This is a genomic window from Klebsiella planticola ATCC 33531 (assembly GCF_000735435.1).
GTDB classification, from domain to species: domain Bacteria; phylum Pseudomonadota; class Gammaproteobacteria; order Enterobacterales; family Enterobacteriaceae; genus Klebsiella; species Klebsiella planticola.
On the sequence record NZ_JMPP01000027.1, the window covers coordinates 90,656 to 101,395 of the forward strand.

10 protein-coding genes and 1 pseudogene are annotated in these 10,740 nt (G+C 61.9%); 9 read left to right on the forward strand and 2 right to left on the reverse strand.

Annotation, left to right across the window (positions count from 1 at the left end):
- Both accC and GRPL_RS12905 read left to right on the forward strand, forming a co-directional pair.
- Positions 1–1,347, forward strand: a complete 1,347-nt coding sequence (gene accC / locus GRPL_RS12910; RefSeq protein ID WP_032686839.1) for an acetyl-CoA carboxylase biotin carboxylase subunit — start codon at positions 1–3, stop codon at positions 1,345–1,347.
- Between the two features lie 81 nt (positions 1,348–1,428).
- A complete protein-coding gene (locus GRPL_RS12905) occupies positions 1,429–2,700 on the forward strand; it encodes a Glu/Leu/Phe/Val family dehydrogenase (RefSeq protein ID WP_032686840.1) in 1,272 nt (423 codons plus the stop codon).
- 58 nt (positions 2,701–2,758) lie between these two features.
- Here the strand turns inward: GRPL_RS12905 and GRPL_RS12900 are convergent, their stop codons facing one another.
- Positions 2,759–3,679, reverse strand: coding sequence for a DMT family transporter (locus tag GRPL_RS12900; RefSeq protein WP_032686841.1), 921 nt, complete (start codon positions 3,677–3,679; stop codon positions 2,759–2,761).
- A 297-nt stretch (positions 3,680–3,976) separates the two neighbouring features.
- Between GRPL_RS12900 and GRPL_RS12895 the strand changes: the two genes are divergently transcribed.
- From GRPL_RS12895 to GRPL_RS12880, 4 genes are read left to right on the forward strand one after another with little or no spacing between them, the layout of a single operon-like run.
- Positions 3,977–4,816, forward strand: coding sequence for an ABC transporter substrate-binding protein (locus GRPL_RS12895; RefSeq protein ID WP_032695344.1), 840 nt, complete (start codon positions 3,977–3,979; stop codon positions 4,814–4,816).
- A 2-nt stretch (positions 4,817–4,818) separates the two neighbouring features.
- Positions 4,819–5,526 carry a 5-oxoprolinase subunit PxpB gene (gene pxpB, locus GRPL_RS12890; protein WP_152632217.1) on the forward strand — a complete coding sequence of 236 codons (708 nt, stop codon included), beginning with the start codon at positions 4,819–4,821 and terminating at the stop codon, positions 5,524–5,526.
- Positions 5,523–6,509, forward strand: a complete 987-nt coding sequence (locus GRPL_RS12885; protein ID WP_032686843.1) for a 5-oxoprolinase subunit C family protein — start codon at positions 5,523–5,525, stop codon at positions 6,507–6,509. Before pxpB ends, GRPL_RS12885 begins: the two co-directional genes overlap by 4 nt.
- Positions 6,510–6,519: 10 nt before the next feature.
- Positions 6,520–7,290: a 5-oxoprolinase subunit PxpA gene (locus GRPL_RS12880; protein WP_032695342.1), complete on the forward strand. Its 771-nt coding sequence runs from the start codon at positions 6,520–6,522 to the stop codon at positions 7,288–7,290.
- A 219-nt stretch (positions 7,291–7,509) separates the two neighbouring features.
- On the opposite strand, the gene GRPL_RS12875 is transcribed toward GRPL_RS12880, so the two are convergent.
- A complete protein-coding gene (locus GRPL_RS12875; RefSeq protein WP_032695341.1) occupies positions 7,510–8,712 on the reverse strand; it encodes a pyridoxal phosphate-dependent aminotransferase in 1,203 nt (400 codons plus the stop codon).
- Between the two features lie 359 nt (positions 8,713–9,071).
- On the opposite strand from GRPL_RS12875, the gene nac reads away from it, so the two are divergent.
- The 3 genes and pseudogenes from nac to GRPL_RS27760 form a co-directional block, all read left to right on the forward strand.
- The gene (gene nac / locus GRPL_RS12870) at positions 9,072–9,995 is read left to right on the forward strand and encodes a nitrogen assimilation transcriptional regulator NAC (RefSeq protein ID WP_032687315.1); all 924 of its coding nucleotides are present in this window, start codon (positions 9,072–9,074) and stop codon (positions 9,993–9,995) included.
- A gap of 117 nt (positions 9,996–10,112) precedes the next feature.
- On the forward strand, positions 10,113–10,550 hold the full coding sequence (locus tag GRPL_RS12865) for an acetyl-CoA carboxylase biotin carboxyl carrier protein (protein WP_223849389.1): 438 nt from the start codon (positions 10,113–10,115) through the stop codon (positions 10,548–10,550).
- Between the two features lie 113 nt (positions 10,551–10,663).
- Positions 10,664–10,740: pseudogene (locus GRPL_RS27760) on the forward strand (SDR family NAD(P)-dependent oxidoreductase); the annotation flags it as partial.

A 10,740-nucleotide genomic window follows, 5' to 3' on the forward strand; every position in this document is an offset into this window, starting at 1 on the left:
ATGCTGGACAAAATTGTGATTGCCAATCGCGGCGAAATCGCGCTGCGTATTCTGCGCGCCTGCCGGGAGCTTAACATTCGCTCGGTGGCCGTTCACTCTACCGCCGACCGTGAGTTAAAACACGTGCTGCTGGCCGATGAAAGCGTCTGCATTGGCCCGCCGCCGTCCGCCAAAAGCTATCTCAATATTCCGGCGGTGATTTCGGCCGCTGAAGTGACGGGCGCGGCGGCCATCCATCCAGGTTACGGTTTTCTGGCGGAAAATGCCGACTTTGCCGAACAGGTGGAGCGCTCAGGGTTCGTGTTTATCGGCCCGAAAGCGGACACCATTCGTCTGATGGGGGACAAGGTTTCGGCCATTCAGGCGATGAAGCAAGCCGGGGTGCCGTGCGTGCCGGGATCGGACGGCCCGCTGGACGATGACCGGGAGAAGAATCGCCGGCTGGCGGCCGGGATCGGTTACCCGATCATCGTCAAGGCCTCCGGCGGAGGCGGCGGGCGCGGGATGCGGGTCGTCCGTCAGGAGAAAGAGCTGGCGCAGGCCATCGATATGACGCGCGCCGAAGCGAAAGCGGCGTTCAACAACGATATGGTCTACATGGAGAAGTATCTGGAGAATCCGCGCCATATTGAAATCCAGGTGCTGGCCGATGGGCAAGGGCAGGCGATTTATCTTGCCGAACGCGATTGTTCAATGCAGCGGCGCCACCAGAAGGTGGTGGAGGAGGCTCCGGCGCCGGGGATCACCGCCGAGATCCGCCAGGCTATCGGCGAGCGCTGCGCCAAAGCCTGTCTGGACATCGGCTATCGCGGCGCCGGTACCTTCGAATTTCTCTATGAGCAGGGCCAGTTTTACTTTATCGAAATGAATACCCGCATTCAGGTGGAGCATCCGGTGACGGAAATGATCACCGGCGTTGACCTGATTAAAGAGCAGTTGAGGATTGCCGCCGGACTGCCGCTCTCTATCAGCCAGCAGCAGGTGCGCGTACGCGGTCACGCGATTGAATGCCGGATTAATGCCGAAGACCCACGCACCTTCATGCCCAGCCCCGGAAAAATTACCCGTTTTCATGCGCCTGGTGGCTTTGGCGTACGCTGGGAGTCGCATATCTACGCGGGCTACTGCGTCCCGCCGTACTACGACTCGATGATTGGCAAACTGATCGTCATCGGCGATAGCCGGAATGAGGCCATTGCGCGGATGGAACATGCCCTGAACGAGCTGGCGATCGACGGCATCAAAACCAACGTTGAGCTGCAGCGGCGGATCATGGCGGATGACCATTTTCGCGCCGGCGGCAGCAACATCCATTATCTGGAAAAGAAACTGGAGCTCAGTCGCTGAACTTCGCCGCAAAGCCGCCTCCGGGCGGCTTTCTTCATTTATCGCTATCAATAATCACTACTGGAAAACCGGAGGTAAGTTGTGTCTGCACTCTCTTATGTGACGGGTGAGAGCCATTGCGCCTGGGCTATCTATCTCGCCCAGGTGGAACGCGTCCTGCCGCTGCCCGGCGATCTCAATCGCTGGGCCGATACCCTGCGTCACCCGGAAAGGGCGCTGATTGTCGATGTTCCGCTGGAAATGGACGACGGGACGATTCGCCATTTTGAAGGCTATCGCGTTCAGCATAATCTCTCCCGCGGACCCGGCAAGGGAGGCGTGCGCTATCACCCCGACGTCAGTCTGCAGGAGGTGATGGCGCTGGCGGCGTGGATGACCGTGAAATGCGCGGCGCTCAATCTGCCGTTCGGCGGGGCGAAAGGCGGCGTACGCGTCGACCCGACGGCGCTATCCGACAGAGAGCTGGAGCGGTTGACCCGCCGCTACACTTGTGAAATCAGCCGGGTGATCGGTCCCCGGCAGGATATTCCGGCGCCGGACGTCGGCACCAACGCCCAGGTCATGGCCTGGATGATGGATACCTGGTCGCGTCATGCCGGAATCGCCGCGACCGGCGTGGTGACGGGGAAACCGGTCCACCTCGGCGGCTCGCTGGGGCGGGTGCAGGCCACCGGGCGCGGCGTGTTTATCACCGGCTGCCACATCGCGGAAAAGCTGGGGCTGTGCGTGGCGCAAAGCCGGGTCGCCGTGCAGGGGTTTGGCAACGTTGGGAGCGTCAGCGCCGGGCTGTTTCATGCCGCCGGCGCGCGGGTGGTGGCCGTACAGGATCATCGCGCGACGCTGTATCAGCACGACGGCCTCGATATTCCGGCGCTGCAGGCGTGGCAGCAGGCTCACGGCACAATAGCCGGTTTCCCGGGCGCCGATAGCGTGGCGGACGAGGCTTTCTGGAGTCTCGGCTACGAGATACTGATTCCGGCAGCGCTGGAGGGGCAGATTAGCGCGGAGCGCGCCGCCGGTCTGCGCTGTCGCCTCATTCTGGAGGGGGCCAACGGCCCGACGCTGCCGGAGGCCGACGATGTGCTGGCTGAGCGGGGGATCGTGCTGGTTCCCGACGTGATTGCCAACGCCGGCGGGGTGACGGTCAGCTATTTCGAATGGGTGCAGGATTTCTCCAGCTTCTTCTGGAGCGAAGAGGAGATCGATGCGCGGCTGGATACCATTATGCGCCACGCCATCGAAAGCGTCTGGCTGAAAGCGCAGGCCCTGGCTATTCCCCTGCGTACCGCCGCCTGGGCCCTGGCCTGCGAACGGATTCTGCTGGCGAGTCAAGACCGCGGGCTGTACTCCTGAGGCGCGGAGAGCGGACAAGCCCTGCGCTGCCCGCGCGGGGCCATGGGTATCAGCAAACTCAGGAAGAGGCGCGCGCGATATGCGCCCGCCGCTGCCGCTGGTCGCACCACAGGGTGAAGATCCCCGCCAGCGCCACGATCCCGGCGCCGATCAGCGTTGACGAACCGGGCAGGCTGTTTAAGAACAGGTAGCCAATCACCATCGACCAGACCAGGGTGGTGTAGTCAAACGGCGCCAGCAGCGAGGCGTCGGTAAAACGCAGGCTTAGCGTGACCAGAATCTGCGCCATGCCGCCGAAGAAACCGCAGCCCACCAGCAACAGAAGCTGGCCCGGCGTTGGCCGCGTCCAGCCGAACAGGCTGGTTGCCAGGCCAATCAGGGTGGTCATCAACGAGAAGTAAAAGACGATGGCGCCGGGTTTTTCAATGCCGTTGAGAAAACGGATCTGAATGTTGGAGGTGGCGGTGCAGAGCGCGGCCAGCAGGGCGAACGCGACGCCGAGAGCCATCCCGGACTGCAGCTGGCCGCCGGCGAACAGAGAGCCGCGGGCGGTTAAGCTGGCGGAGAGCATAAACAGGATGCCGGAAAAACCGACAATCACCCCCAGCCAGCGGGAAAAACGCACCCGCTCTTTCAGCAGCAAGGCCGCCATGATGACGGTGAAGAGCGGGGCGGCGTAGCTCAGGGCGGTGGCGTCGGCGAGGGAGATCGACACCAGCGCCAGATAGTTGAAGTACATCCCGCCGGTACCGGAAAAGCCGCGAATCAGATGGCCGAAAATATTTTTGGTCTTAATACTGGCCAGCACGTTACCCTGAATTTTTAACCAGATGAGCAGGGGGAACATGGCGATAAAGGAGCGGAAGAAAATCACTTCGCCGGTGGGAATCGCCCCCTGTAATCCTTTGACGCAGGCCAGCATTAACGTCGCGCACAGCGCGGAGAGTATTTTTAGATAAATCCCAAGTCGGGCATTCATGTGACTACCTTTGGTTAACGGTCGCGGAGGGACGCGAGGTGGATGTCGCGCATGGCGTTACAGTAGAGGGCGCGAAGGGCCGGCAGATAAGATAATTTCGTTCTGTCAGGATAATGTTTGCTTATCTCTGGGCGCCGGCGCCGTCATATAAATCGCCTATCTCCCGACAGCGTTTCCCTCTTACCCGTTGCGCAAGCAATGTCGATATAGTCGCGATAAGTGGTTAGCCATACCGGCGAAACGGGGAGCCTCTTCGCAGACGTCGGTACTCTTTTATCCAGACCGAGGGAAACAATAATGAAACTGAAGCGAAATGCGGGTTTAGCGCTGGCTTTGACGCTGGTCGCGGCGTCCGGCGCCGCGCGCGCCGACATGCTGGCGGATATTCATGCACGCGGCGAGCTGAAGTGCGCGGTCTATTCCGATGTGCCGCCGTTTTCGGCCCCGGATCCGAAAACCCGTCAGCTGGTCGGGATGGACGTTGAACTCTGTCACGCGCTGGCGAAACAGATGGGGGTCAAGGCGCAGCTGGTTCCCACTTCCGTGGAAGCGCGTATCGCCGTCATCGCTACCGGGCGAGCCGATGTGCTGATCGCCAACCTTGCCTATACCAAAACGCGCGGCCGCCAGATTCAGTTCAGCGACCCTTACTATGTCGCGAAAGAGATGCTGCTGGTAAAAGAGGCGAACGCCGATAAAACCCTCGCCGATTTTAAAGGCAAGCGCATCAGCGCCACCAAGGGGACCACCTCTGAACAATCCATCGTGCTGAAGGGCGGCAAACCGGTCACCTTCCAGGACGCCGCGTCGGCCTTCCTCGCCCTTGAGCAGAATAAAGCGCTGGGCTTCGTCACCAACACGATGACCGGTATCAAGATGATCGGCCAGGCGAAAAAGGACGGCATCAATCTGGCGATGATTAAGGAGCCGATGGCGCTTGAACCTATCGGCGTGGGGATGAAGCAGGGCGAACCGCAGCTGCTGACCAGCGTCAATGAAAGCCTGAAGGCGATGGATGACAACGGGACGATCGACAAGATCTGGAATACCTGGATTGGACCGAACACCGAATACAAAATGGTCCGCGAAGAACGGGTACAACCGTTATCCAGCCTCACGTTTGAACCGCTGGAATAAGTATGACGCCGACATCGAAAACCTTGTTACCCGAGCGCCGCATTGAGCTTCACGCCGGCGCCCCGGCGCGGATCTCCATGATGGGTAGCCGGGCCTGGCTTATCGAAGCGCCCGGCGCCTTCGACCTGCCGGCGCAGCGGCGCATCTGGTCTTTGGCGCAGACCCTGCAGCAGTGGCCGGAGGTGGAGTCCTTGATCCCCGGCGTGACCAATTTACTGGTGCTGCTACGCGATACGCCGGAGGAGCCGACCGGGGTGGAGCGCCGTCTGCGCGAGTGCTGGCTGGAGACGCAGGCGCTCAACGTCGAAGGGCGACAGATTGATATCCCGGTGTGCTACGGTGGCGAACACGCCACCGATCTGGAGGCGGTATGTCGCCATACCGGGTTTTCCGCCCGGGAAGTCATTCGTCGTCATTCGCAGGGGATCTATACCGTGGTCGCGCTTGGCAGCGCGCCGGGGTTCGGCTATTTGCACGGTCTGGATCCGCGCCTGGCGACGCCGCGTAAAAAGGTGCCTTCGCTGAATATGCTTAAGGGGACGGTCACCATCGGCGGGCCGCAGGCGGGCGTCTCGGTGCTGACCGGGCCGAACGGCTGGAACGCGATCGGCTACGCGGAAATTGAGGTATTCAATCCCCATGCCGCCATTCCTGCGCTGATGGCGCCAGGCGATATCATCCGTTTTCTGCCTGAGAGGGTCGAACTGTGATTGAGATTGAACAAAGCGCATCGCTAAATACGATCCAGGATTTAGGCCGCCCGGCGTGGCGCCACCTTGGCGTCTCGGTGAGCGGCGCGATGGACCCGCTGGCGCTGCGTGCCGGCAACACCCTGCTGGGGAACGAGGAAAACGCGGCGGCCATCGAAGTGCAGATGTTTCCCTTCCGCGTGCGTTTCCTGGCGGATACCTGGATCGCGCTCACCGGCGCCGACTGCCGGGCAAGGCTTGACGGCGCAGCGCTACCGGCGTGGTGGGGCTGCGCGGTACGTAAAGGCCAGCAGCTGGAACTGCGCTTTCCCCGTCGCGGCGCGCGCGGCTATCTCTGCGTGGCCGGGGGCATTGATGTCCCGCAGGTGCTGGGCTCGCGCAGCACCGCCCTGCGCGGCGGCTTCGGCGGACTCGAGGGCCGGCCGCTGCAGCGCGGCGACGTGCTGGCGTGCGGCCGGTGGCAGGGCGCGCCGCTGCCGGCCTCGGGGATCGGCATTGAGCCGCCGGAAGTGGCCCTGAGCGCCTTTTTCCCTCGCAACGCGCAGGGCGATGCGCAGATCCGCGCCATCCCCGCCGGCGAATATCCGCTGTTTGCCGCCGATGCGCCGCGCTTCTGGAGCCAGGCGTGGAAAATTTCGCTGCACAGCAACCGGACCGGTTATCGCCTGGCGGGGGAGCCCATCCTGCCCGCCGAAACGGTTGAAATGCGCTCCTACGGCCTGATCCCGGGCATCGTACAGGTTCCGCCGGCCGGCGAACCGATTATCCAGCTGAGCGATGCCAACACCGCGGGAGGTTATCCCAAAATTGCCTGCGTGATTGAAGAGGACCTCTGGCGTCTGGGCCAGCTGCAGGCGGGTCAGTCAATTCAACTGGTACAGGGCGATACGCGTACCGCCATCGCGGTGCGACAGGCGATTGAACGCTGGCTGCAGCGTTTGCGCGTCAGCGTAGCGCCGCTGACCAGGGTTGTCGGTTTATAAGGAACTCAGCATGAAAATTGATGTGAACTCCGATATGGGAGAAGGTTTTGGCGTCTATCAGGTATGTGATGATTCGGCGCTAATGGATAGGGTCTCTTCCGCTAACATCGCCTGCGGTTTTCACGCGGGGGATCCGGCAATCATGACCCGGATGGTGCGCCTGGCGAAGGCGCGCGGCGTGGGTATCGGGGCCCATCCTGGCCTGCCGGATCGCCAGGGCTTCGGGCGCAAAGAGATGGCGTTCTCCGCGGATGAGATCTGCCAGCAGGTGGTATATCAGCTTGGCGCGCTCTCGGCCATTGCCCGCGCCGAGGGCACCCGCGTCGCCCACCTGAGCTTTCATGCGGCGATGGGCAATATGATTAACCGTGACGACGCCCTGGCGTTGCAGGTGATGCAGACCGTCGCCCGGATCGATTCGCAACTGATTATTTTCTGCCAGCCGGACACTATCATTGAACGGGCGGCGCAGGCCGCGGGGCTGCCGACGCTGACGCTGTTTCTCGCTGACCGGGCCTACGACGATCGCGGGCAGCTGGTTCCGCGCGGCATTCCCGGTTCGCTGATCAAAGAGGAGACGGCGGTGCGCGCCAGAGTACGTCAGTTTCTGCAGCAGGGTACGGTGACCACCTTTAGCGGCAATACGCTGCCGGTACGCGCGCGTTCGATCCTGGTTCATAGCGATACCCCGGGCTCGCTGGCGCTGGCGACGCTGGTTCGCAGCGAGATTGAAGCCTGCGGCGCGACGGTTGCGCCGGCGGCGGAGGTGCTGGCGCAGTAAAGCATTTCCCCGGTGGCGAGGGGCGCACGCCGCGCTCCTCGCCACCGTCTGCTCTCCCTTCACCGTGGAATTCCAGCCCTCATCCTGTCAAAACGATTTTCCTTCCCGTCAGGCATGAAGTGAACCCGTCGCCCGCCGGCGGGATAAAAAAATGCCTGCCGGTCAGACACCAGGCAGGCATTTCACTCCGCTCAGCGCGCACAATCTGCGCGCTGCAGCTTAACGGCAACCCGCGCAGAAGGCCGCAAGACGATCGCAGCCGGTTTGCAGGCGTTCCATACTGGTGGCGTAAGAAAGGCGGAAATAGGGGCTCATGCCGTAGGCCGCCCCCTGTACCGTCACCACGTGTTGCTCTTCGATAAGCGCCATCACAAAATCGGCGTCGCTGGCGATAAAACGCCCGCCGGCGCTGGTTTTACCGATAAATTCCGCGATGTTGACGAACAGATAGAAGGCCCCCTGCGGCTTATGGCAGCGCAGGCCGGGAATACCGGCAAGGCGCTCAAGCACGTAATCGCGGCGCTGGCGATAGATTTCCGCGCGTTCCGCCAACAGATCCTGCGGGCCATCAAGCGCAGCGACGGATCCCGCCTGCGCCAGGGTTGCCACGCCGCCGCTGTTTTGCGTATTGACGTTGCTCATCGCCTTAATCAGCGTCAGTGGGCCGCCGCAAAAACCCAGCCGCCAGCCGGTCATTGAATAGGCTTTCGAGACGCCGTTCACCGTCAATACGCGATCGTAAAGCCGGGGCTCTACCTGCGCCAGCGTCCAGAATTTCACGCCGTCATACAGGAGATGCTCATAAATGTCGTCGGTCATGATCCAGAGCTGCGGATGACGCAGCAGCATTTCGCCTAGCGCCAGGAGCTCGGCATGCGTGGCGACGGAGCCGGTCGGATTGCTGGGATAGTTCAGCAGCAGCCATTTGGTCTTCGGCGTGATCGCCGCTTCGACGTCCTGCGGCAGCGGTTTAAAGCCGTACTCTTCATGACAGGGCACCGCAACCGGCGTTCCGCCGGCGAATTTAACGATGTCGGCGTAGCTGATCCACGACGGCATGGGGATGATCACTTCATCACCGGGGTTAATGGTCGCCATCATGGCGTTGAAGATAATCTGTCGGGCGCCGCCGGCGGTCAGGATCTGGCTGATGTCGTAGCGCAGTTCATTATCGCGCAGGAACTTGCGCTGAATGGCGGCGCGCAGCGCGGGCGTGCCGTCCGTCGGCGGGTAGCGGGTATCCCCGGCGCACGCCGCGGCATAGGCGGCATCGATCACGTGAGGCGGCGTGGGGAAGTCCGGTTCGCCGGTAGAGAGACCGACGACGTCGATTCCCTGCGCGGCGAGATCGCGCGCTTTTTGCGTCATGGCGACGGAGGCGGAGACGGTAACATTTTTGAGACGATCGGCGATATCAGGCATGAGGCTGCGGTTCCTGGTTATAAGGTCAGCAAACCCGCACGCGGCGCAGAACGATCCGCCGCGAGCGGCGAGCGGGGGGCAATACACGTCAACCAGCATAGAGGGGGGCAAAGGCGGCGAGCTAATAGCGCTTTGTTGTGGGGACATAACGCAATGCGATGACTGACGGGAAAGGCCCGTGCCGACCGGCCGACGAACGGGGCCGCGCCTATGCGCCGGTGCACCCCTACGGTGCAAACGCGGCGCGTTGAAGAGCGGATTGCCCGAACGGGTGGCGCGATTGGCGGCCTGCGGGGCTTTTAGGTTGTGGCACCGATCTTGCTTGTCATCAGAGATGCGTATTGATTGGGACCGCTATTATGAATCTTCGCCGCCTGAAATATTTCATCAAAATCGTCGACGTCGGGAGCCTGACGCAGGCCGCTGACATTCTGCATATCGCCCAGCCGGCGCTCAGCCAGCAGCTGGCGACGCTGGAAGGTGAGGTCGATCAGCAGCTCTTGATTCGCACCAAACGCGGGGTTACGCCGACCGATGCCGGGAAAATTCTCTATACCCACGCCCAGGCGATTCTACGCCAGTGCGCGCAGGCGCAGAGCGCCATCGACGGCGCGGGACAGGCCCTGAGCGGCCAGGTTTCCGTCGGCCTGGCGCCTGGCACCGCGGCCCAGCTGCTGGCGATCCCGCTGCTCACCGAAGTGCAGCGCCAGCATCCAGGGATCGTGCTCTATTTCAATGAAAACTTTGGCACCACCCTCAGCGAATTAATCATGAGCGGGCGAATGGATATGGCGGTGATTTATGGCGACCGCGATATTCACGGTTTGCGTTTTCTGCCGCTGATGAAAGAGGAACTCTTTTTCGTCTGCCCGCACGCGCTGGGGGCGCCCCGGCGTGAAATCGCCCTGGCGGAGGTCGCCCGCTACGATCTGTTCCTGCCGCGCATTTATAACATTATGCGTAAAGCCGCGGACGACGCCTTTACCCAGGCCGGACTGAGCTACCGGGTGAAGTGCGAGATTGAATCGCAGACCACGCTTAACGCCGCGCTGGCGGCGGAGCTCGGCGGCACCATCATGCCGGAATCCGCGGCGCGCACCATGCTCCAGCCCGCCAATGCCTGGATGGCGAGAATTGTCGAACCCAATGTGCTCACCTCGCTCTCGTTCTGTATGTCCGACCATCTGCCGCTTTCGCAGCCCGCGGAGGCGGTGAAGGGGATTTTGCTCTCCCTGATGGCGCAGCGGACCGAGGACAACCGGCCGCTAACCCTGGTGGGATAATAAGTCCCCCTTATTGCCTCAAAGCGAAACCCTCTTATCAACCCGCCCAATACCCGCGCTAGAGTCACTACTCTGGCGCGCGGCGCTGCCGTGATCTGACCTTAGCGCGATGGAATCATGATGGAAAAAGAACTGATAGCTTTTGAGGACGTGCGCCAGCTGGCGCAGAAGATGCATAACGCCGGACTACGGGAGCTTGAGTGGCGCGGCGCGGACTGGTCGGTTCGCCTGCGCTATCCAGGCGGCAAAACGATGGCTGAACCGCCGCCTCTGCCGGCGGCGACCGAACCCCCTCTGCTGCCGGTGTGTTCCCCGATGCCGGGACGCCTGCTGCTGAGCCACCCCAGCCATGGGGAGGCGTTCGTCAGCGAGGGGCAGCGCGTTGAGCCGGACGATATCCTCGCGCTGGTGCAGGTCGGGGCGCTCTATTTGCCGGTGCGCAGCCCGGTGGCCGGAACGCTCAAAAGCCTTGTCGCGACTTCGGGGAACCGGCTGGAGTACGGCAGCGAGATCGCGCTGCTGCTGCCTGCGGATGCCGCTTCCGCGAAGTTATAAGGACCCCTTATCGGGCCACACTATTTATGTCTTATCCCCATTGGACATAACTGCATACAGTCAGAAAAACAACGTCAAAGGCAGATCGCTCTGCCGCAACAGGAGAGGCACATATGCCATTTTCAGATTATAAAGTGGCCCTGGTGACCGGCGCTTCCGCCGGAATGGGTGAAGCGATTGTCGAACGCCT

What these genes read in the sequence shown, in the direction of transcription:
- accC (WP_032686839.1), top strand. Translation starts at nt 1, where the DNA reads ATGCTGGACAAAATTGTGATTGCCAATCGCGGCGAAATCGCGCTGCGT.
- GRPL_RS12900 (WP_032686841.1), bottom strand. Translation starts at nt 3,679, where the DNA reads ATGAATGCCCGACTTGGGATTTATCTAAAAATACTCTCCGCGCTGTGC.
- GRPL_RS12895 (WP_032695344.1), top strand. Translation starts at nt 3,977, where the DNA reads ATGAAACTGAAGCGAAATGCGGGTTTAGCGCTGGCTTTGACGCTGGTC.
- pxpB (WP_152632217.1), top strand. Translation starts at nt 4,819, where the DNA reads ATGACGCCGACATCGAAAACCTTGTTACCCGAGCGCCGCATTGAGCTT.
- GRPL_RS12880 (WP_032695342.1), top strand. Translation starts at nt 6,520, where the DNA reads ATGAAAATTGATGTGAACTCCGATATGGGAGAAGGTTTTGGCGTCTAT.
- GRPL_RS12875 (WP_032695341.1), bottom strand. Translation starts at nt 8,712, where the DNA reads ATGCCTGATATCGCCGATCGTCTCAAAAATGTTACCGTCTCCGCCTCC.
- nac (WP_032687315.1), top strand. Translation starts at nt 9,072, where the DNA reads ATGAATCTTCGCCGCCTGAAATATTTCATCAAAATCGTCGACGTCGGG.
- GRPL_RS12865 (WP_223849389.1), top strand. Translation starts at nt 10,113, where the DNA reads ATGATGGAAAAAGAACTGATAGCTTTTGAGGACGTGCGCCAGCTGGCG.